Origin of the sequence: Aminobacter sp. DSM 101952, assembly GCF_001424795.1 — a bacterium.
In the GTDB taxonomy this organism is placed as follows: Bacteria; Pseudomonadota; Alphaproteobacteria; order Rhizobiales; family Rhizobiaceae; genus Aminobacter; species Aminobacter aganoensis.
This window is the reverse complement of sequence record NZ_LMCL01000030.1, coordinates 329,334-351,792: the sequence shown is the minus strand read 5'-3', so window position 1 is coordinate 351,792 and position 22,459 is coordinate 329,334. Positions and strand designations below refer to the sequence as shown.

General features: G+C 63.8%; 16 protein-coding genes and 1 tRNA gene. 8 read left to right on the top strand and 9 right to left on the bottom strand.

Annotated elements, in window-relative coordinates; genetic code table 11:
- Positions 1-723 carry an SDR family oxidoreductase gene (locus ASC75_RS18120; protein WP_055978366.1) on the bottom strand — a complete coding sequence of 241 codons (723 nt, stop codon included), beginning with the start codon at positions 721-723 and terminating at the stop codon, positions 1-3.
- Positions 720-1,883 carry an acetyl-CoA acetyltransferase gene (locus tag ASC75_RS18115; protein WP_055978460.1) on the bottom strand — a complete coding sequence of 388 codons (1,164 nt, stop codon included), beginning with the start codon at positions 1,881-1,883 and terminating at the stop codon, positions 720-722. Before ASC75_RS18115 ends, ASC75_RS18120 begins: the two co-directional genes overlap by 4 nt.
- Positions 1,884-2,064: 181 nt before the next feature.
- Between ASC75_RS18115 and betI the strand changes: the two genes are divergently transcribed.
- The 5 genes from betI to betB are packed head-to-tail and all read left to right on the top strand — an operon-like array spanning position 2,065 to position 8,340.
- Positions 2,065-2,658 carry a transcriptional regulator BetI gene (gene betI / locus ASC75_RS18110; RefSeq protein WP_055978365.1) on the top strand — a complete coding sequence of 198 codons (594 nt, stop codon included), beginning with the start codon at positions 2,065-2,067 and terminating at the stop codon, positions 2,656-2,658.
- Complete coding sequence (gene betC / locus ASC75_RS18105; RefSeq protein WP_055978364.1) at positions 2,655-4,181, top strand: choline-sulfatase; 1,527 nt, start codon at positions 2,655-2,657, stop codon at positions 4,179-4,181. Before betI ends, betC begins: the two co-directional genes overlap by 4 nt.
- Positions 4,181-5,179 (top strand): threonine/serine dehydratase, encoded by a 999-nt coding sequence (locus ASC75_RS18100; protein ID WP_055978363.1) that lies wholly within the window; start codon positions 4,181-4,183, stop codon positions 5,177-5,179. The genes betC and ASC75_RS18100 overlap by 1 nt, the downstream gene beginning before the upstream one ends.
- Entirely contained in the window at positions 5,172-6,824 is a 1,653-nt protein-coding gene (gene betA / locus ASC75_RS18095) for a choline dehydrogenase (RefSeq protein ID WP_055978362.1), read from the top strand. Before ASC75_RS18100 ends, betA begins: the two co-directional genes overlap by 8 nt.
- A 52-nt stretch (positions 6,825-6,876) precedes the next feature.
- Entirely contained in the window at positions 6,877-8,340 is a 1,464-nt protein-coding gene (gene betB / locus ASC75_RS18090; RefSeq protein ID WP_055978361.1) for a betaine-aldehyde dehydrogenase, read from the top strand.
- Between the two features lie 59 nt (positions 8,341-8,399).
- On the opposite strand, the gene ASC75_RS18085 is transcribed toward betB, so the two are convergent.
- Positions 8,400-10,640: a mannose-1-phosphate guanylyltransferase/mannose-6-phosphate isomerase gene (locus ASC75_RS18085; protein WP_055978459.1), complete on the bottom strand. Its 2,241-nt coding sequence runs from the start codon at positions 10,638-10,640 to the stop codon at positions 8,400-8,402.
- An 11-nt stretch (positions 10,641-10,651) separates the two neighbouring features.
- A complete protein-coding gene (locus tag ASC75_RS18080; RefSeq protein WP_055978360.1) occupies positions 10,652-12,172 on the bottom strand; it encodes a phosphomannomutase/phosphoglucomutase in 1,521 nt (506 codons plus the stop codon).
- A gap of 204 nt (positions 12,173-12,376) precedes the next feature.
- On the opposite strand from ASC75_RS18080, the gene ASC75_RS18075 reads away from it, so the two are divergent.
- The 3 genes from ASC75_RS18075 (at position 12,377) to ASC75_RS18065 (ending at position 15,246) form a co-directional block, all read left to right on the top strand.
- Positions 12,377-12,453 (top strand) — tRNA-Pro (locus ASC75_RS18075).
- Positions 12,454-12,945: 492 nt separating this feature from the next.
- A complete protein-coding gene (locus tag ASC75_RS18070; protein ID WP_348271297.1) occupies positions 12,946-13,482 on the top strand; it encodes a TadE/TadG family type IV pilus assembly protein in 537 nt (178 codons plus the stop codon).
- Positions 13,483-15,246 (top strand): pilus assembly protein TadG-related protein, encoded by a 1,764-nt coding sequence (locus ASC75_RS18065; protein ID WP_055978359.1) that lies wholly within the window; start codon positions 13,483-13,485, stop codon positions 15,244-15,246.
- Between the two features lie 46 nt (positions 15,247-15,292).
- On the opposite strand, the gene ASC75_RS18060 is transcribed toward ASC75_RS18065, so the two are convergent.
- The 5 genes from ASC75_RS18060 to ASC75_RS18040 form a co-directional block, all read right to left on the bottom strand.
- Complete coding sequence (locus tag ASC75_RS18060; RefSeq protein ID WP_055978358.1) at positions 15,293-16,909, bottom strand: ABC transporter ATP-binding protein; 1,617 nt, start codon at positions 16,907-16,909, stop codon at positions 15,293-15,295.
- 1 nt (position 16,910) lies between these two features.
- Complete coding sequence (locus ASC75_RS18055; protein ID WP_055978357.1) at positions 16,911-18,029, bottom strand: ABC transporter permease subunit; 1,119 nt, start codon at positions 18,027-18,029, stop codon at positions 16,911-16,913.
- A complete protein-coding gene (locus ASC75_RS18050; RefSeq protein WP_055978356.1) occupies positions 18,022-18,945 on the bottom strand; it encodes an ABC transporter permease subunit in 924 nt (307 codons plus the stop codon). The genes ASC75_RS18055 and ASC75_RS18050 overlap by 8 nt, the downstream gene beginning before the upstream one ends.
- Positions 18,946-19,027: 82 nt before the next feature.
- Positions 19,028-20,623 carry a peptide ABC transporter substrate-binding protein gene (locus ASC75_RS18045; RefSeq protein WP_055978355.1) on the bottom strand — a complete coding sequence of 532 codons (1,596 nt, stop codon included), beginning with the start codon at positions 20,621-20,623 and terminating at the stop codon, positions 19,028-19,030.
- Between the two features lie 188 nt (positions 20,624-20,811).
- Positions 20,812-22,455 carry an alpha-glucosidase family protein gene (locus ASC75_RS18040; RefSeq protein ID WP_055978354.1) on the bottom strand — a complete coding sequence of 548 codons (1,644 nt, stop codon included), beginning with the start codon at positions 22,453-22,455 and terminating at the stop codon, positions 20,812-20,814.
- Between the last annotated feature and the right edge of the window lie 4 nt (positions 22,456-22,459).

Genomic DNA, 22,459 nt, shown 5'->3' with positions numbered 1-22,459 from the left:
TCATGACCTGTCCCCCGATAACCCACCGGCGAGAAATCCGCCATCCACGGCGAGCGTGTGGCCATTGATGTAGCTGGCTTCCGGCGACAGCAAGAAAGCGGCGGCGGCGGCAATCTCATCCGGCTCGGCACCGCGGCCTTGCGGCACATGATGCCGTGCGATGCCGCCATTGCCTGCAATATCCGCAGGCCCAGCGGCGATGGCGTTCACGCGCACCCCGCGGCCGGCATATTCCAGCGCCAGCACTTCCGACATGAGCTTGAGCCCTGCCTGCGACGCGGCGACGGCCAATTGCCCGTGATGGGCCCGAAGCCCGGCCACCGTGCCGATGCTGACGATCGAGAGCGAGGCGCCCATCCGCTCGAGCGCTGCCCGTGCCGCGATGAAGGGGGCAACGAGGTTGACGTCGAGCGCCTCCCGCAGCATTTCGGCGCTGGTGTCCTCGATGGCAGCACTGCGGGCGAAACCCGCCATCGAGACAAGCCCGCCAACGAGGCCAAGCCTGTCGACCACTTGGTCGAACGCCTCGGCGATGTCGTCCTCGTCGGTCGGGTCGGCTTCGATGAAGACGACGTCGTCGTTGTCGATCTGGTCCTCGGCCGCTTCGAGAGCGCCGCCGTCGTCATCGATCACCGCCACCGGCCATCCGTCCGCTATCAGGCGCTCGGCCACTGCAAGGCCGACGCCCGACGCGCCGCCGATGACCACGGCGGAATGCCTCATCTGATGCGATCCAGGATCGAGACATAGTTGGCGACAGCCGCGCCGCCCATGTTGAAGATGCCACCGAGCTTGGCATCCTTGACCTGGATGCCGCCCGCCTCGCCGGCAAGCTGCATGGCGGTCAACACGTGCATCGACACGCCGGTGGCGCCGATCGGATGGCCCTTTGACTTGAGGCCACCGGAGGGGTTGACCGGCAGGCGGCCGCCCTTGGCGGTGATGCCCTCCATGGCGAGGCGGGCGCCCTCGCCGCGCGGCGCAAGGCCCATCGCTTCATATTCGATCAGTTCAGCGATGGTGAAGCAGTCATGCGTCTCGACGAAGGACAGGTCGTCGAGCGCAACGCCCGCCGATCTCAGCGCCTGGTTCCATGCCAACTCGCACCCTTCGAACTGGAGGATGTCGCGCTTGGACATCGGCAGGAAGTCCTGCACATGCTCGTTGGCACGGAAGGCGATCGCACGGCGCATCCTCAGCGCGGTCCTGCTGTCGGTCAAGACGAGCGCCGCAGCCCCATCCGACACCAGCGAGCAGTCGGTCCGCTTCAGCGGGCCGGCGACAAACGGGTTCTTCTCGCTTTCCTGGCGGCAGAAGTCGAAGCCGAAATCCTTGCGCATTTGGGCGTAGGGATTGTCGACGCCGTTCTTGTGGTTCTTGGCGGCGATCATCGCCAGCGCGTCCGACTGGTCGCCATAACGCTGGAAATAGGCCTGGGCGATCTTGCCGAACACGCCGGCAAACCCCGCCGGGGTGTCGCCATCCTCAGGCAGGTAGGAGGCGCGGAGCAGGTTTTTACCTATTTCCGGCCCCGGCGTCGTGGTCATCTGCTCGGCACCGACCACCAGCACGATGCGCTGTCCGGCGTTGACTGCGCGAATGCCCTGGCGCACCGCAGCCGAACCCGTCGCGCAGGCATTCTCGACACGCGTCGCCGGCTTGAAACGCAGGCGGTCGTCGGCCTGCAGGACCAGGCTCGCAGTAAAATCCTGGGCGGAAAAACCGGCGTTGAAATGGCCGAGCACGATTTCGTCGACATCGTCGGGCCCGATGCCGGCATGCGCCAGCGCCTCGGTGGCAACCTGCGTGATCAGGCTTTCCAGCGTCTCGCCTTCCAGCTTGCCGAAGCGCGAATGCGCCCAGCCCACGATGCATGCGGTCATCTTCGTCTCCATCGCCATTGGCATGTTGCGCCATTTGCCGGGCGATTCCAACGCCCTTCAATTCCGTTCAAATATGAACAATTACCGGCCACTTTCAATGGCGCATTCGAGACGAAATGCGCCGTGTTTTTTATTGATTGATGCGTCAATTAAAAATACCCTGAACATTGGAGGAGCTTGCATGCCCAAGGTCGGAATGGAGCCGTTGCGCCGCAAGGCGCTGATCGACGCGACGATCTCGGCGATCGGCGAACGCGGCAGCCTTGACGTGACCATGTCGGAAATCGCCGGCCGTGCTGGCGTGTCTTCCGCCCTCGCCCACCACTATTTCGGCGCCAAGGAAGACCTGCTCGCCGCCACCATGCGACATCTCCTGTCCGAACTGCTGATCGACACGACTGCGGCACTCCGCGTTGCCGAGACCCCGCGTGTGCGCGTTTCGGCCGTCATCTCGGTCAATTTCTCCGAAAAGCAGTTCCGCGCCGAGACCATCGCCGCCTGGCTTGCCTTCTATGTCGAGGCGCAGAAGTCGCCGGCCCTGCGCCGCCTGCTGCGGATCTACGCCCACCGCCTGCAATCGAACCTGATGAGCGGCCTGACACGGCTGCTGCCCCGCACGGACGCCGAGCACGTCGCCGAGGCGACAGCCGCGCTGATCGACGGGCTCTACATTCGCCGGGCCCTGCGCGACGGCATCCCCAACGCTGCGTCTGCGATCGCACTGGTCGAGGACTATCTGGAAACCAAGCTCTCGCAGGCGGTCCGCGCACGATGACCAGGAAGCCAAACATTCTCATCGTCATGGTCGACCAACTGGCCGGAACCTTCTTCCCCGACGGTCCCGCCGGCTTCCTGCATGCCCCGCACCTCAAGGCGTTGGCGGCACGGGCGGCACGGTTCAGGAACAACTACACCGCCTCGCCGCTCTGCGCGCCAGGCCGCGCCGCCTTCATGAGCGGACAGCTGCCGTCGCGCACCGGGGTCTACGACAACGCCGCCGAATTCACGTCATCGGTCCCGACCTTCGCCCACCATTTGCGCGCCGCCGGCTATCACACCGTGCTGTCGGGCAAGATGCATTTCGTCGGGCCGGACCAGATGCACGGCTTCGAGGAGCGGCTGACGACGGACATCTACCCCGCCGATTTCGGCTGGACGCCCGACTATCGCAAGCCGGGCGAGCGCATCGACTGGTGGTACCACAATCTCGGCTCGGTCACCGGCGCCGGCACGGCAGAGATTTCCAACCAGATGGAGTATGACGACGAGGTTGCCTTCCTGGCCACCCAGAAGCTCTACGACTTCGCCCGCGTCTCCGATCAGGCCGAGCCTCGCCCGTGGTGCCTCACCGTCTCCTTCACCCACCCGCACGACCCCTATGTCGCGCGCCGCCAGTACTGGGACCTCTATGAGGAATGCCCTGCCCTCGAACCCGAGGTCGGCTTCATCCCAGAAGACAAGCAGGACCCGCATTCGCAGCGGCTGTACCTTGCCAGCGACTACGCCAGCTTCGACATCACGCCCGAGCAGGTGCGCCGCTCGCGCCGAGGCTACTTCGCCAACATCTCCTACATCGACGACAAGGTCGGCGAACTCCTGTCGGTGCTCGAGCGCACCAACATGCTCGACGACACCGTCATCCTGTTCTGTTCCGACCACGGCGACATGCTCGGCGAGCGCGGCCTGTGGTTCAAGATGTGCTTCTACGAGGGCTCCGCGCGGGTGCCCCTCATGGTCGCCGGCAAGGGGATCGCGGCTGGATTGATCGAGGCGCCGACGTCCAATCTCGACGTTCTGCCGACGCTGTGTGACCTCGCCGGCATCGACCTCTCGGCCATTGCACCCTGGACCGACGGGCAGTCGCTGCTGCCGCTGGCGCGCGGCGAACAGCGTACCGCTCCGGTGCTGATGGAATACGCAGCCGAAGGCTCCTACGCACCGCTGGTCGCCATCCGAGACGGCCGCTTCAAGTTCGTCCACTGCGAGATCGACCCGCTGCAACTGTTTGATCTGGAATCGGATCCCCGTGAACTCGACAACCTCGCCGCAGATCCCGCTCACGCCGATCTTGTGGCCGGCTTCATGGCCAAGGTCCGCGCTCGCTGGGACATGGCGGCGTTCGACGCTGCCGTGCGCGAAAGCCAGGCGCGCCGCTGGGTGATCTATCCCGCGCTGCGCAACGGCGCCTACTACCCGTGGGATTTCCAGCCGCTGCAAAAAGCATCCGAACGCTACATGCGCAACCACATGGACCTGAACGTGCTCGAAGAGAGCAAGCGTTTTCCGAGAGGCGAGTGATGACCACCACAGTTCCGAGCCTGGACAGGCTGCGCCAGGCCTATGCCGAAACATCGCGCGCGACGCAGCTGACGCCGCTGCTCGAATCCGCTGCGCTCGCCCGCGAGACGGGTGCTGCGCGCGTCTTCGTCAAGGCGGAGTCGCTGCAATGGGCCGGCTCCTTCAAGGCGCGCGGCGCCTATTGGCGGCTGAAGCAACTCACGCCAGACGAAGCGCAGCGCGGCGTGGTCGCCTACTCCTCCGGCAACTTCGCCCAGGGCCTTGCCGCCGCCGGCCAGGCGCTGGGCATTCCCGTCACCATCGTCATGCCCATCGACGCTCCCGCAGCCAAGCGCGAGGCGACCAAGGGCTACGGCGCCCGCGTCGTGCTGACCGACCATGGTGAGCGCGCCCGAGAAGAAGTCGCCGCCGCCAAGGCACGAGAGATCTCGGAGACCGAAGGCCTCGCCTTGCTCCATCCGTTCGACGATCCGGAGATCGTCGCCGGCCAGGCCGGTGCAGGCCTCGAAGCACTCGACCAGTTGGCGGCAAAGGGCGTTGCCGCCGACGTCGTGCTCTGCCCGGTCGGCGGCGGCGGGCTCATCGGCGGCGTGGCGCTGGCCTTCCACTACCTCTCGCCATCGACGCAGGTGTTCGCGGTGGAACCGCAAGGATTCAACGGCATGGGCTCGTCGCTGGCCCATGGCGCGATCGAAACCATGCCGCTGGGTCCGAAGTCGATCTGCGACGGCCTGATGGCACGCAAGCCCGGCGAAGCGCCCTATGCCGCGGCCACGACGACCAATGTGCGCGGGTTGACGGTCGAGGACGCAGCCGTCCGCGGCGCGATGAAGGTGGCCTTCGAGCGCCTGAAGCTCGTGCTCGAACCATCGGGTGCCTCGTCGCTCGCGGCGCTTCTGGGAGGAAAGGTCGACGTGGCCGGCAAGACCGTGCTCGTCGTCGCAACCGGCGGCAATGTCTCGCTCGCCGATTTCATGGTCCATGTGAACAATGCTTGAAGCAGATTTCGTAATCGTCGGCTCCGGCTCAGCCGGCTCGGCCATGGCCTATCGCCTGTCGGAGGACGGCAAAAACTCGGTGATCGTCATCGAATATGGCGGCACCGACTTCGGCCCGCTGATCCAGATGCCGTCGGCGCTATCGATCCCACTCAACATGAGCCGCTACGACTGGGGCTATTCGAGCGAACCCGAACCGCATCTCGGCGGCCGCGTGCTCGCCACCCCGCGCGGCAAGGTGCTCGGCGGCTCGTCGTCGATCAATGGCATGGTCTATGTCCGCGGCCATGCCCACGACTTCGACCATTGGGCCGAACAGGGTGCCACCGGCTGGGGTTATGCCGACGTGCTGCCCTACTTCAAGCGCATGGAGCATTCGAACGGCGGCGAGGACGGCTGGCGTGGCACTTCGGGTCCGCTCAACGTGCAGCGCGGCCCGCGCAAGAACCCGCTCTACCAGGCCTTCGTCGAGGCGGGCCATCAGGCCGGCTTCGAACTGACCGACGACTACAACGGCTCCAAGCAGGAAGGCTTCGGCGCCATGGAACAGACCATCCATGGCGGGCGCCGCTGGTCGGTCGCCAACGCCTATCTGCGGCCGGCGCTGAAGCGCGGAAATGTCCGTGTCGTCAATGGCTTTGCCCGGCGCGTGGTGATCGAGAATCAACGCGCCGTCGGCGTCGAGATCGAAGCCCGCAAGAAGATCCAGGTCGTCAAGGCGCGACGTGAGGTGATCGTCGCTGCGTCCTCGATCAACTCGCCCAAGCTGCTGATGCTGTCGGGCATCGGCCCCGCCGAACACCTGAAGCAGCACGGCATATCAGTCGTGGCCGACCGGCGCGGCGTCGGCCAGAACCTGCAAGACCATATGGAGCTCTACATCCAGCAGGAGGCGACCCAGCCGATCACCCTGCATTCGGTCTTCAACCCGTTCTCCAAGGCGCTGATCGGTGCCGAGTGGCTGCTGTTCAAGACCGGCCTCGGCGCCACCAATCATTTCGAGGCGGCAGCCTTCGTCCGCTCAAAAGCCGGCGTCGACTATCCCGACATCCAGTTCCACTTCCTGCCCGCCGCCGTGCGTTACGACGGCAAGGCAGCCGCCAAGTCGCATGGCTTCCAGGCGCATGTCGGGCCGATGCGCTCGAAGTCGCGCGGCGCGATCACGCTGCGGTCGAGCGACCCGTGGGCCAAGCCGGAGATACGTTTCAATTACATGTCGCATCCCGACGACTGGGAGGATTTCCGCCACTGCATCCGCCTCACCCGCGAGATCTTCGGCCAGTCCGCCTTCGATCCGTTCCGCGGCAGCGAGATTTCGCCCGGCAGCCACGTGCAGTCCGCCGACGAGCTCGACGCATTCATCCGCGAGCATTCGGAGAGCGCCTACCACCCCTGCGGCACCTGCCGCATGGGCCGCGCCGACGACCCGACAAGCGTGGTCGATCCGGAATGCCGGGTGATCGGCGTCGAGGGCCTGCGCGTCGCCGACTCCTCGATCTTCCCGCGCGTGACCAACGGCAACCTCAACGGCCCGTCGATCATGACCGGCGAGAAAGCCGCCGACCACATTCTGGGCCGGACGCCGCTCGCGCCGTCGAACCAGGAGCCGTGGATCAATCCGCGCTGGCAGGTCTCCGACAGATAGAGCATCATCCGGCCAACCCGTCCGGACACTGAAATACAACTGGAGCAAACGCATGCGCGCCCAGCCAAAAGCCTCACATTATGTCAACGGCCGCTACATCGACGACGATCGCGGAGCCCTGATCCCCGTCATCTATCCGGCGACGGGCGAAGCTATCGCCGAGTTGCGGTCGGCAACACAAAACATCGTCGAGTTGGCGATCGAGGCCGCGCGCGAGGCGCAGCCGGCCTGGGCGCGGCTGAAGCCCATCGAGCGCGGCCGCATCCTGCGCCGTGCCTCGGACATCCTGCGCGCCCGCAACGAGGAGCTGTCGCGGCTGGAAACCCTCGACACCGGCAAGGCGATCCAGGAGACGCTGGTGGCGGACGCGGCTTCGGCCGCCGACTGCCTCGAATTCTTCGCCGGCGCGATTGCCGCCTTCAACGGCGACTATGTCGATCTCGGCGGCCCCTTTGCCTACACCAAGCGCGAGGCGCTCGGCGTCTGCGTCGGCATCGGTGCCTGGAATTATCCGATCCAGATCGCCGGCTGGAAGTCGGCCCCCGCGCTCGCCATGGGCAACGCCATGGTGTTCAAGCCCTCGGAAAACACGCCGCTGTCGGCGCTGGCGCTGGCCGAGATCTACACCGAGGCCGGCCTGCCGGACGGGCTGTTCAACGTCGTCCAGGGTTACGGCGACGTGGGGGCGGCACTCGCCTCGCATCCGGTGGTCGACAAGATCTCGCTCACCGGGTCGGTGCCCACCGGCAAGAAGGTGCTGTCGCTCGCCGGCTCGCACATGAAGCACGCGACGATGGAGCTCGGCGGCAAGTCGCCGATCATCGTCTTCGACGACGCCGACCTCGAAAATGCCGTCGGCGGCGCCATGCTGGGCAACTTCTACTCGACCGGCCAGGTCTGTTCCAACGGTACCCGCGTCTTCGTCCAGAATGGCCTGCACGACCGCTTCGTCGAGCGCTTGGTCGAACGCACCAAGTCGATCCGCATCGGCGATCCGCTCGACCCCGAGACGCAGATGGGCCCGCTGGTCAGCAAGGCCCAGCACGACAAGGTCCTGGACTACATTTCCATTGGCATGAACGAAGGCGCAGAATTGCGTTGCGGTGGTGGGGTGCCGTCGCTGCAGGGCTTCGAAGGCGGCTCCTTCGTCGAGCCGACTGTCTTCACCGGCGTGACCGACAACATGCGCATCGCCCGCGAGGAGATATTTGGCCCGGTGATGAGCGTGCTCTCCTTCGACGGCGAGGACGAGGTCATCGCGCGGGCCAACGACACCGAGTTCGGCCTCGCCGCCGGCGTGTTCACCAAGGACATTGCGCGCGGCCATCGCGTCATCGGCGAGCTCAAGGCCGGCACCTGCTGGATCAACGCCTACAATCTGACGCCGGTCGAAATCCCCTTCGGCGGCGCCAGGCAGTCCGGCATCGGCCGCGAGAACTCGATCGCCGCGCTTCAGCATTACTCCCAGCTCAAGACGGTTTATGTCGAGACAGGAGACGTCGCCAGCCCCTATTGACTGCGAACAGCCTGAAGAGAAAAGCCGGCCAATTGGCCGGCTTTTTCGTTGGTTCGGAGTTAGTGCGCGACGTCCTCAGTCTTGTCGAGATACTGGGTCAGCGCGGTCACAAGATGGTAGAAGATGCTGGCCGGCACTTCCTTGGCCAGCGAGCGACCGCGCTCGTCGATCTGGTCGATCCACAAGCCCTCCGGCGCGGGGTCGATGTGCCAGCGGAACAGCCGCCCGACACGCGCCTCGATCTCCGGCTTGAGGTCCGGACCGCCAGTTCCGTCGAGCGCGACAGCTGCCTTGACGGCTTCTGTCTGCGGCCAGCTGCGCGAGATGCGGTCGAGTGGCAGGCCGTGCCGCGAGACGGCACCGTAGGCCAGCCCCGTTGCACGGTTGAGCCCGTTGGCCACCGCCGAGGCATAGAGCTTGCGCCCGAAGGCAACGAGGTCCTTCTGGCCGCTCTTGTCGGCGAAGTCGACCAGCAACGACGCCCACTCGAAATGATGTCCCGGCTCGGTCCATTGCCCTTTATCGTCGGGCGCTGGATGCCAGTCGCGGTCGAAGAATTCGCCCAGCGTCCAGCTGTCAACCTCGAAGAAATGACTGCGGAACAGGTCGATGATGCGGGCGGCACGGCGCAGGTAGGTCCGGTCGCCCGTCACCGCGTGCCAGGCCAGAAACGCCTCCAGGAGGTGCATGTGCGGATTGGACCGCCGCACGCCCTCGACACCGGGGCTTTCCATGAAGCCGGTCATGCGCTCGTCCTCGAGATGCTTGTCGAGGAAGGCGAAGGTCTCTTCGGCAAGGCCCAGCGCTTCGCCATTGCCGACGCGATGCGCATGCGCCAGCGCCAACAGCACGCAGGCGTGGTCGTAGGCATCCTCGACCGGGTCGACGACGCTGCCATCCGGGTTCAGCGCCCGGACCCAGCCGCCACGATCGGTGCGGCCCTTGTCGGCCATGAAACGGATGCCGTGCTCGATCAGCCGGTCGGCATTGCCGTCCCAGCCGCGCTGCTTGGCAACCGCAAAGGCATAGACCTGGCGCGCCATGGTGCGCATGCGCTTGGGTTTGGCGAGCGGCCGCGCATCGAATCCCAGCGCCTCGTGGAAACCGCCGAACTGCTCGTCCACACCTGCCGTGGACCACAGCGGCAATGTCTCTTCCATCAACCAGTGCTGCACCCGCCGGCGCCAGGCGCCATTGGCGAGAACACGGCCATGCGCCGGCGTGAACTTGGTCTCCAGACGCCCGCTCTTTTCGAGCTGCTCGACGATCTTCTTGACGTTCTGGCTGTGGCTGACCGGCGCCACGAACGTCGCGTCCGAGGTCGAGACGATGGCGACGTCCTTGAGGCCGATGGCGGACAGCAGCCGCCCCTCGCCACGCAGGTAGGAGTTCTCGCAGTCGATGGCGACGACGTCGCCGACGATGACGTTGCCATCCTTGTCGGAATGGCTGACGTCGAGCAGCGACTGCCACGAACCCAGGTCGTTCCAGCGGAAACTCGCTGGAAGCATGGCAATGCCGTCGACACGCTCCATGATGGCATAGTCGATCGAATTGGACGGAATGGCCTGGTAGAGCTCCAGGGGCATGTAGACGCCCGAGAGGTCCCTGGTAGCCACCTTGAATGCAGACTCTGCCTTCTGCCAGATTTCCGGCTGGTGCTTCATGAAGGCGTCGCGCATGGCGCTTGCCTTGAACAGGAAGATGCCGGCGTTCCAGAAGAAATTGCCGGCGGCGAGATAGCCCTCAGCCGTCTTGAGATCCGGCTTCTCGACAAAGCGCGTCACATCGGAAATGCCGCCAGTCTCGGCCCCGGCCTCGATATAGCCGTAACCCGTCTCAGGCGCGGTTGGGCGGATGCCGAACACCACCATGCGGTCGGCCTCGGCCGCGGGCACGCCGCATTCGACGGTTTCCCAGAACTGGCGCTGCGTCGAAATCTCGTGATCCGACGGCACCACCAGCACGATGCCGTCGCCATAGGCCTTGATCGTCTGCAGTGCGGCGATCGCCACAGCCGCGGCCGTGTTGCGGCCGGTCGGCTCGAAGATCGCGCCGCCGCCTGCGAGATCGATCGTGGCCAGATCGGCGCGCACGCGTTCGGCATGGCGCTCCGACGCGATTAGGTAGATCGGTGTTTCGCCCTCGTCGCGTGCCGCCAGCCGCTTCAGCGTCTTGACCAGCATCGAGCCGTCGCCCGACAGATCGTGGAACTGCTTGGGGTTGTCCTCGCGCGACAGCGGCCAGAGCCGCGAGCCCACGCCGCCGCTCATGACAAAACTGACGATCCTCTCGGCCATGCCCATGCCCCTCAGAAGGTCTGGTTATAAGCGCCAACGGACGGATTGCGCCTCAACACTTCGTCAACCGCCTCGAACATCTCGCGCCGGCGCTCGGAAGATACCGGGCTTTCGACCACCACGACCAGTTCGGGCTTGTTGGAGGAAGCGCGCACCAGACCCCAGGTGCCGTCCTCGGCAACGACACGCACGCCATTGACGGTCACCAGATCGACGATCTTCTGGCCGGCGAAGACCTCGCCATTGCGTTTCATCGCCTCAAAGTCGGCAACCACCTTGTCGACGACGCCATATTTCAGCTCGTCGTCGCAATGCGGCGACATGGTCGGCGTGCCATAGGTCAGCGGCAGGTCGCGGTAGAGGTCGGCCATCGACTTGCCAGGACTGCGGTCCAGCATCTGGCAGACGGCGATGGCCGTAACGATGCCATCGTCATAACCCCGGCCGATCGGCGGGTTGAAGAAGAAGTGGCCCGACTTCTCGAAGCCGGCAATGGCCCCGAGTTCGGCCACCCGCCGCTTGAGATAGGAGTGGCCGGTCTTCCAGTAATCGGTCTTCGCACCGTTGGCGGCCAACACCTTGTCGGTATTGAACAGGCCCGTCGACTTCACGTCGACGACGAAGGTCGAGTCCGGGTAGAGCGCGGAGATGTCGCGCGCGAGCATGACGCCCACCTTGTCGGCGAAGATCTCGTTGCCTTCATTATCCACCACGCCGCAGCGGTCGCCGTCGCCGTCGAAGCCGAGCCCGACATCGGCGCCGGTTTCCAGCACCTTGTCCCGGATGGCATGCAACATCTGCATGTCCTCGGGGTTGGGGTTGTAGCGCGGGAACGAGTGGTCGAGCTCGACGTCGAGCGGGATGACCTCGCAGCCGATGCGCTCCAGTGCTTCCGGCGCAAAGGCTCCCGCCGTGCCGTTGCCACAGGCTGCAACGACGCGCAGCTTTCGGGCAATGCGCTTTTCCGCCACCAGATCGTCGAGATAGGTCTTGCGGAAATCCGGCACGAATTCGTAGGAGCCGCCGCCGATCAGATCGAAGTCGCCATTGAGCACGATCTCCTTCAGCGCCGACATCTCATCGGGCCCGAAGGTCAGCGGCCGCTGCGCGCCCATCTTCACGCCGGTCCAGCCGTTTTCATTGTGCGAGGCCGTCACCATGGCGACCGACGGCGTGTCGAGCGCGAACTGGGCGAAATAGGCCATCGGCGACAGTGCCAACCCGATGTCCTTGACGCGTGCCCCAGCGGCCAACATGCCCGAGACCAAAGCCAGCTTGATGGACAGCGAATAGGAGCGGAAATCGTGGCCGGTGACGATATCGGGGCCGGCGCCGAGACGGCGAATCAACGTGCCGATGCCCATGCCGAGCGCCTGCACGCCGATCAGGTTCAGCTCCGGCTCCTTGTCCGAACTCGGATGGCCAAACCACCAGCGCGCGTCGTATTCGCGAAAACCGGTAGGCTTTACCAGTGCGCGCGTCTCGAATTCGAACGTATTGGGCGAGAGATGCCCGACTGGCTTAATGTTCACAACGTCACTCCGGGCATTCGCAAGATGGCGAACCGATGGCTTTCGAACGGTCTATCGCAAGTTCGGAGCGGTGTCCTCAGCCGCAGCACAGGAACAAAGCCGAAAAAGCTCAATAAGATAACTCACTTGCGAAAAATTACGCCAGCCAATCCTTTGCCGCTTGCAGGAAGCGGAAGTGGCGGCTATAAGCCCGCCGACTGGTCACGGAGTGTAGCGCAGCCTGGTAGCGCACATCGTTCGGGACGATGGGGTCGCAGGTTCAAATCCTGCCACTCCGACCAGAAAAAAATCCCGACATCACGATCTGCAAAGCCTTGGCGGTACACCCGCCGGCGCATGCGCGCCACAACTGGGCGCCGCCCGTCGCTTTCGCCTGCCACTCGCCACAAGCAAGCCACCATGTCCTGCCTGCATCGATACAGATGCCGCCGTTGCAGGCAATCCGTTGTTTGGCCAATCAGGCGCGTCTTCTTGAAACCTTCCCACACAACCCAATAGCACAACTCAATTCACGCAATGATTGTAGAAGAATTTATATGGATTGTTGGGATATGATACAGTCTTTCTTGAGCATCAGCTACCATCAGTCATCACATTAGCAAATCAATAATCTTCTATGTGCAATCTGCTGCTGATCTTGAGCGTCTCCACAGGGTGATGTGAATAGATCTTGGCTATCGCCAAACAGGTGGCATATGGAATATCATAATTACTTTGCATACAAACAATGTTCTCGTGACATTCAGGCCTCGCAAAGACGCACGAAGCGGTGTTTGTGGCGCACGTCTCGCCTGCGCGGCAAAGTGGGAGCAGACGGTTCCAAGCCCTTTACCGAACGGATCGGCCTGAAGGCCAGGCAGGACAAGTCGCTGTCCCGCACCCGGCCACCTGATCGGCAGACCATCATTCGAGACCAATCCGGCACTTCGGCAATCGAATTTGCAATCGTCGCCCCAGTCTTCATCCTCTTGGTATTCGGGATGATCGCCTACGGCATCTATTTCGGCGCACTGCATTCCGTCCAGCAGATGGCAGCCGACGCAGCCCGCACCGCAATTGCGGGTCTTGACGAGAACGAGCGCAAGACACTTGCGCAACGCTACATCGATCTCAACGCGGACGGTTACGTCTTCATCGACAGGAAAAAGCTCGTCGTCGAGGTCAAGGACAGCGACAAGGACAGCGAGCAGTTCGTCGTTTCGCTGCGGTACGACGCCAGCCAGCTTCCGATCTGGAACCTGCTGCCGATGCTGCCGCTACCGGAAAAGACCATCTCTCGTTCTTCGACAATTCGGGTGGGGGGCATCTGAATGCGCACGAGCATCATGCAGAAGCTTCACAGCTTCCGACGTTCGACCAGGGGCAACTTTGCGACGATGTTCGCCCTGAGCCTGCCGATCGGCATTGCGGCGGCGGCATTTGCCGTCGACGAAGGCGCGCTCTACGTCGAACGCCGCGAAGCGCAATCGATCACCGACCTGGCCGCGATCTACGCCGCGGCCAACATCGCCAAGGCCGATGCTGCGGTGCTCAAGGTTTTCGCCAACAACGGCCAGGGCGGCGTGTCCCTGTCCGGTTCTTTCGACGTCCAGCCGGCGGCGGTCGGCTATAGGGAAGTCCGGGTCGAGAAGGGCCGCTACACGCCCGACGCGCTGGTCGAGGCAGACAAGCGGTTCGTCGTCGATGCGACGCCCTACAATGCGGTGCGCGTCACCTACCGCAAGGACGGGACCACCTACTTCGCCAATCTTGTCACCGGCCAACGCAACATCGTCACCTCGGCGGTCGCCAGCGCGCCCGCGGAAGCGGCATTTTCCATCGGCTCTCGCCTTGCCAGCGTCAACACGCAGCAAAGCGCCCTGCTCAATCCGCTTCTGGGCGGACTTTTGGGAACCAACCTGTCCCTGGCGGCGATGGACTACAACGCCCTGCTGGCGACGGACGTGAACGCCCTGCAGTTCGTCGATGCCCTGGCGACCGAAATCAAGGTCAGCGCCGGCACCTACAATGACGTGCTGAAAGCCGAAGCCACCGTCGGCCAGATCGTGTCGGCGCTGGCGGCCACGACCAAGGACAAGGATGCCGACGTGGCCCTTGCCAAGCTGCTCGGCGCCAAGCTGCCCGTGACGCTGAAAGTGCCGTTGTCGCACTTCATCGACCTGGGTCAGGTCGGCAAGCTGGCCCTGGGCCACGGCGCGTCGGCATTCGACGCCAAGGTCGGCCTGATGGAACTGATCGGCGCTGCCGCGGCAATCGCCAACGGCAAGGACCAGGTGGCGGCCAACATCGGTGCCGGCGTCCCCGGTCTGCTGTCGGTCAAGCTGGACCTGGCAATCGGCGAGCCGCCGCAAGGCGGCACCTGGTTTGCGATCGGCGAGGCAGGCAAGATCGTCCGCACCGCCCAGACGCGCCTGCAGATCGAAGCGACGGTCGGCGGCGCCGGCGGATTGCTCGGCGGCGTGCTTGGCGCCTCCATCAAGTTGCCCGTCTATGTCGAATTGGCCTATGCCGAGGGCCAGCTCAAGAGCGTCTCCTGCCCGACTGGAAAGCCGGCCAGCGCAATCGTCAACGTGGCCGCCAAGCCCGGCATCGCCGAGGTCTGGCTGGGCCAGGTCAATCCGGCCGATCTCCGTGTCTTCACCAAGGAACCGACGGTCCAGCCCGCGGAGTTGGTCAACGTCAATGCCGTCGGCCTGATCAAGGTCGAGGTCAACGGCAGCGCGAATGTCGACATCGGCAACACCACGCCCAAGACGCTCGCCTTCAACAAGAACGACATCGACGACCGCACCATCAAGTCGGTGTCTTCCAGCAACCTCACGCAGTCGCTGACCAGTTCGCTGATCAAGAACCTGACGCTCAGTGCCGACGTAAGATTGCTGGGCCTGGGGATCGGTATCCTCTTGCCCTCCGAGGCCGCGGTCAAGAACGCCGTCGCAAACCTGTTGTCGGGCGTCACGGCCCCGGTCGACGGCCTGGTTTTCAACGTCCTTGCGCTGCTGGGCGTCAAGGTCGGCGAGGCCGACATCCGCGTCCACGGCGTGTCCTGCGGCCGCTCGGTTCTGGTTCTGTAGCCAGAGGAGCAAACGCCTGCGGGGACAACCCCGCAGGCGCGTTCGTTCAGGCCGATTGCCGGAACTTGGTCTCGTCGATCGCCGCAGCCATCAGCGTCTTGGTATAGGTCTCGCGCGGATCGCCGAAGATCGCCTCGGTCGGCCCCTCCTCGACGATCTTTCCCTGCTTCATGACGATGATGTAGTCCGACATCGCCCGCACCACGGCCAAATCGTGGCTGATGAACAGATAGGACAGGTCGTGGTCGGCCTGCAGCTTGCGCAGCAGCTCGACGATCTGCTTCTGCACCGACCGGTCGAGCGCCGACGTCGGCTCGTCGAGAACGACGACCTTGGGCTTCAGGATCATCGCCCGGGCAATCGCGATACGCTGGCGCTGGCCGCCGGAGAATTCGTGCGGATAGCGGTTGCGCGCAGCCGGATCGAGGCCGACCTCGCGCAAGGCTTCGACGGCACGGGCATCACGCTCCTTGCCCGACAGCGACGGTTCGTGGACGAGAAGGCCCTCAGTGATGATCTGCCCGACCGTCATGCGCGGAGACAGCGAGCCGAACGGATCCTGGAAGACCAGTTGCAGTTCGCGCCGCAACGGACGCATTTCCGACTTGTCGGCCTTCGACAGGTCCTGGCCACCGAAGCGGATCGACCCCTCGCTTGGCAGCAGCCTGAGCAGCGCCCGTCCGAGCGTCGACTTGCCCGATCCCGACTCGCCGACGATGCCGATCGTCTGGCCGCGCTTGAGCGCTACCGAAATGTGGTCGACTGCCTTGAGCAGCATAGGCGGACCAGCGAGAAAACCACCGCCGATCTTGAACTCGACCTCGACGTTGCGCCCGTCGAGCAGGATCGGTGCGTTGTCTGGCGGTGCGGCCTTGCGTCCGGTCGGTTCCGCGGCCAGCAGCATCTTGGTGTAGTCGTGCTGCGGATTGGCAAACAACTCGTCGGCCTTGCCCTCCTCCACCACCTCGCCGGAGCGCATCACATAGACCCGGTCGGCAAAGCGCCTGACGATGCCGAGATCGTGGGTGATGAAGACGATCGCCATGCCGAGCTTGCGCTGCAGTTCCGCAAGCAGCATCAGGATCTGCGCCTGGATCGTCACGTCGAGAGCCGTCGTCGGCTCGTCGGCGATCAGGATGTCCGGATCGTTGGCGAGCGCCATGGCGATCATCACGCGCTGTCGCTGGCCGCCCGACATTTCGTGCGGATAAGACTTCAGGCGGCGCTCGGGGTCGGGAATCTTGACCAGTTCGAGCAGCCTGAGCGCTTCGGCGCGCGCCGCCTTGGCATCGAGCCCGCGATGCCGCCGTATCGGTTCCATCAGCTGGTTGCCGATCGTGTAGAGTGGATCGAGCGAAGTCATCGGCTCCTGGAAGATCATGCTGATCTTGCGGCCGCGGACCTTGTTGAGTTCCGACTTGCCGAGCGTCAGCAGGTTCTTGCCGCGATAGTCGACCGCGCCCGTGGCCTCGCCGTTGGACGCCAGCAGGCTCATCGCCGCCATCATCGTCTGGCTCTTGCCGGAGCCGGACTCGCCGACCACCGCCACCGTCTCGCCGGCATCGACGTGAAGGTTGATGCCCTTCACCGCCTCGACGGCGCCGTCGAGCGTGCGGAAGCGGACGCGCAGGTCCTTGACCGAAAGGATCGTTTCGCCAGCCATCTCACCTGTCCTTCGGATCGAGAGCGTCGCGCAGTCCGTCGCCGATGAAATTCAGCGCGAACAGCGTCGAGACCAGGAAGAAGGCAGGAAACAGCAGCAGCCAATTGGCGGTGCCGATGTTCTTTGCCCCGGCGGAAATGAGCACGCCCCAACTGGTCATCGGCTCCTGGACGCCGAGCCCCAGGAACGACAGGAAGCTCTCCAGGATGATGACCTGCGGCACCAGCAGCGTCATGTAGATGACCACCGGGCCGAGCAGGTTTGGAATGACGTGTCGCTGAACGATGCCGCGCGACCTCACCCCGAGCGCTTCCGCCGCCTGGACGTATTCCTGTCTTCGGATCGACAGTGCCTGGCCACGCACGATGCGCGCCATGTCGAGCCACAGCACCGCTCCCACGGCCAAGAACATCAGCACGAAATTTCGCCCGAAGAAGACGACCAGCATGATGACGAAGAAGATGAAAGGAAGCGAGTACAGCACATCGACGATGCGCATCATCACCTCGTCGGTCTTGCCGCCCATGAAGCCTGCGGTGGCGCCATAGACGACACCGATGACCACCGCGACAACGCCGGCCAGGAGTCCGATCGCCAGCGAGATGCGGCCGGCCATCAGCGTTCGCGACAGCAGGTCGCGTCCGGTGTTGTCGGTGCCGAAGAAGAAATATTGCTGCTTGATCGTGGCGCTCATGACGGCCGACAGACCGTCGGCGGATGTGCTCTCGAGCTTGGCATTGTCGAATGTGTCGGAACGGTCGAGATAGCGGATGTTGCGCGCGTCCAACGGCTTCGCCGACGTCACCGTGATGAATACGCGTTCGTCTTCCTGGCGCCACTCCTTGACGTCGACCCGCATGCGGCGGACGGCGTCGTTCATGGCGGTCTCGATCATTTCCGGCTTTGGATAGGCCGAGAAGCTCGGCGGGGTCCTGACATAGTCGGCATAGATGGTGGTGTACTGGTGCGGCACGAAGTACGGGCCGACAATACAGACCACGCTCATCGCAATCAGGTAGAACAGGCTGAACATGGCAGCCTTATTGGCCTTGAGGCGAGCCCAGGCATCGCCCCAGAGCGAGCGCCCGACGACGGGCGCGGTGATGGCAGTGTCAGTCATAGCGCACCCTCGGATCGAAGAAGGCGTAGAGGATGTCGACGATCAGGTTGAAGGCGATCGTGAACAGCGCGATCACCACCACCGTGCCCATCACCAGCGTGTAGTCGCGGTTGAGCGCGGCATCGACGAAGTACCGGCCGACGCCGGGAATGGCGAAGATGGTCTCGACGATGATCGAGCCGGTCAGCAGCGCCGCCGCTGCCGGTCCCGCATAGGACACGATGGGCAGCACGGCGCCCCTGAGTGCATGCTTGACGACGACCGACCAGTCGGAAAGCCCGAGGGCCCTCGCAGTGCGGATGTGGTTGGACCGTAGCGACTCGATCATCGAGCCGCGCATAAGGCGCGCCACGATGGCGATCTGCGGCAGCGACAGGGTTAGAATCGGGCCGATCTTGTTGATCAGGGCGCCGTCGCCCCAGCCGCCGATTGGCAGCAGCTTCCAGGTCAGGCCGAACAGGAGCTGGATCACAGGTGCGATGACGAAGGTCGGGATCGTGCTTCCGGCGGTAGCCAGCGCGATCACCGAATAGTCCCCGGCCTTGTTCTGGTTGAGCGCGGCTACGATCCCAAGGATTCCGCCGATGAAAAGGGCGAGCGCGAGCGCCGAGAAGCCAAGCTGGATAGAGATCGGCAGCCCCTTGGCAAAGAGCTCGGTGACGGTGAAATCGGGGAGATTGTAGCTCGGCCCGAAATTGCCGTGCAGAAGGTTCTTGAGGTAGTTGACGTACTGGAGCCAGAGGGGGTCGCCCAGGCCGAACTGCGCTTCGAGGTTGGCCTTGATCTCCGGGCTCAGTCCTCGCTCCTGATTGAATGGCCCGCCTGGGGCGATGCGGATCAGGAAGAATGCCAGCGTCACGATGACGAAAAGGGTGGGAATGGCGGTCAGAAGCCGCCGTATCACATATACAAACATGGGCGCCGTACTCCGTTACGCCAGCCAGAAACATTCCAGCTAGGGTCGCCGCTCCCAGGTGGGAGCGGCGACACGATCAGAGTTACTCGACTTTGCTGATGAAGCGGGTCGGGTGAACGTCCATGACGTTTTCATCGAAGCCCTTGAGCTTGGACGAAACGAGGTTCTTGTAGCTGTAGTAAAGGATCGGAATGAAGCCCGTGTCCTCGAGGACGATGCGCTCGGCTTCCTGCATGTCCTTCATGCGCTCTTCCGGCTTGCCGCCAGCGGCAGCAGCCTTGTCCATGGCTTCCTCGAACTTCGGATTGTTGTAGACCGAGTAGTTGTTGCCGCTCGCCTTGCGCGCGACGCCGAGGAAGGTCTCCGGGTCCTTGTAGTCGGCGATCCAGCCGACGCGGGCCGTATCGAAGTCGCCCTTCTGCTCAAGGAACCCGTAGTGGGTCTTGGTGTCGGTGTTGACCAGCGAAACCTCGACGCCGAGCGGCTTGAGCTGCTCCTGGATGGCGACGGCCGTGTTCTTGTGGTTCTCCGACGTGTTGTAGCGGATCTCCATCTTCAGCGGCTTGTCGGGACCATAACCCAGTTCCTTCAGGATCTTGGCGGCCTCGTCTTCGCGGTCGATCTGGGTTTTCTCGGCATAATCGGCAGCGATGGGCGTGTAGCCTTCGATGCCCGGAGGCACCATCGTGTAGCTCGGCAGCATCGAATTCTGCCAGACCTTCTCGGCGATGAAGTCACGGTCGATCGCCATCGAAATAGCCTTGCGAAGCTGCAGGTTGGTCCACGGCTCCTTGTCCCACTTCATCGCGTAGTAGTAGGTGCCAAGCTGAGCACCGACGCGCAGCTGCTCGCCGAACTTGGCCTTCAAGTCCGCCATCTGCTCGGTCGGGATGTCGTCGTTGCTGTCCAGTTCGCCAGCCTCGAAACGCTTGATGGCGGTCGAGCGGTCTTCGGTCGGGATGTAATTGACGACGTCGACCTTGACGTTCGCCGCGTCATAGAACTTCGGGTTCTTGACCAGCTTGATGTGATCGTTGGGCACGAATTCGGCCAGCGTGAACGCACCATTGGAAACCAGGTTGCCCGGCTTGATCCAGTCGGCGCCAAGCTTCTCGATCGCCGCCTTGTTGACCGGGTAGGCCGCCTGGTGGGTGAGCATTTCGAGGAAATAGGGCGTCGGAGCCTTCAGCGTCACTTCAAGCGTCGAAGCGTCGACAGCCTTCACGCCCATGTCCTCGAGCTTTGCCTTGCCGGTATTGACCTCTTCGGCATTGACGATGGGGTAGAGCATCGAAGCGTACTCGGCGCCGGTTGCCGGGTCTTCCAGGCGGCGGAACGAGTAGACGAAGTCTTCAGCCGTTACCGGGCTGCCGTCCGACCAGGTCGCGCCCTGGCGCAGCTTGAAGGTGTAGACTTTGCCATCGTCCGAAACGGTCCAGCTTTCGGCCGCACCGGGGATCAGGTTGGCGCCCTGGTCCTGCATCACCAGGCCAAAGAACAGATCGCGCAGGATGTGCGCTTCGTAGACGGTGGACGTCTTGTGCGGATCCAGCGATTCCGGATCGGCCGAGTTGCCGCGATTGTAGGTCACCTCTGCAAAGGCCGGCATCGAGATCGCGCCGGTAGCCAAGGCAAGCGTCGTGGCGAACACGGTCGCTTTCAGCATGTTCTTCAGCATGATTGTTTCTCCCAAGTGGCCTGTTCCTCGCAAAACAAGGCCTCGCCTAGTTGCGCCCGAATGCCGGATTTTTCCGGTTTCGTTGAGCGAGCCGGCAGCTCCCTACCGCCAGCGGTGGCTGACACTATCCATGGGAAATTTTTATTTCAACACGACTCGCACCTCACCTAAAGTCAACTTGAGCGCGCTCAAACCAAGCGTCCGATGAAATAACCGAGCGGAGGAAGCACGATGCTGCCTCGTTCGAATTCGCCCGAGGCGCCAGGAAAATCGAGCGGCAGCAACCCGGAAAGCCGTGCAGGAACCGGCCAATTGGCGGAATCCCTGGCAAAACTGAAAACGCAAAGCAGCCGCTCGCCATCTGCCTCGCGCACGAAAGAGAGCACGTCGCCATCTGCTTCGAGCAAGGAAATCGAACCGTGGACAAGTGCCGGCAGCCCCCTGCGCGCCGCGAGAACGGCGCGGTAGCGGGCCAGGACCGAGCCCTCGTCTCGCTGCTGCCGGTCGACGGCATGGGCGCGATGGCCGGCCGGAATCGGCAGCCATGGCTTGCCGTCGGAAAAGCCGCCCTGCTCCGACTGGGCTTCCCAGACCATCGGCGTGCGGCAGCCGTCCCGGCCCTTCTGGCCAGGCCAGAACCGGATGCCATAGGGGTCGCGCAGGTCCTCGAAGGCGAGTTCCGCCTCCTCCAGGCCAAGTTCCTCGCCCTGGTAGATGCAGATCGAGCCGCGCAGGCAGGCAAGCAGGGCAATCGAGAACTTCGCCACCGCCTCCGGATCGCCGCCCGGCCGCGTCCAGCGCGTCACATGGCGGGTCACGTCGTGGTTGGAGAACGCCCAGCAGATCCAGCCGTCGGTGACAGCCGCCTCGAAGTCGGCGATGCATTTGCGGACATGGGCGGCCGAGAATTTCGGCCCCAGCAGGTCGAAGGTATAGCACATGTCGAGCTTGTCGCCGCCGGAGGTGTAGGCGGCCACCGTCTGCAGCGAGCGCTCGCCGTCGCCCACCTCGCCGACCGAGCTGCGCCCGTCATACTCGTCGAGCAGCGCCCGGAACCGCTTGAGAAACGCGAGGTTTTCCGGCTGCGTCTTGTCGAACAGGTGGTCCTGGAATTCGTACGGGTTGGTTTCCTCGTTCTCGCCGGCGATGCTCTTCGGCAGGGGCGGGTTGTCGCGCAGCCATTTGTCGTGGACGTAGAAATTGACCGTATCCAGCCGAAAGCCATCGACACCCCGGTCGAGCCAGAATCGCACCGTCTCCAGCAGGGCATCCTGCACGTCGGGATTGTGGAAGTTGAGGTCGGGCTGCGAGGCAAGGAAGTTGTGCTGGTAATACTGCCTGCGCGTCGAATCCCACTCCCAGCCCGGGCCGCCGAAGATCGATATCCAGTTGTTCGGGGCGCTTCCGTCGGGCTTGGGCGGCGCCCAGACGTACCAGTCGGCCTTGGGGTTGTCGCGGCTGGCGCGGCTTTCCACGAACCAGGGGTGCTGGTCCGACGAGTGCGACAGCACCTGGTCGATGATGATCTTCAGCCCCAGGCGATGGGCTTCGGCAATCAACGCGTCGAAGTCGGCCAGCGTGCCGAACATGGGATCGACATCGCAGTAGTCGGAAACGTCGTAGCCCATGTCGGCCATGGGCGACTTGAAGAACGGGGAAAGCCAGACGGCGTCGACGCCAAGCGAAGCGATATGCGCCAGGCGCCGGGTGATGCCGGCAAGGTCGCCACTGCCGTCGCCCGTCGTGTCCTGGAAGGAGCGCGGATAGACCTGATAGATGACGCAGCCGCGCCACCAGTCAGCCGCAGGCGTCGTTGCCGTTTTCCGCACCATCGCA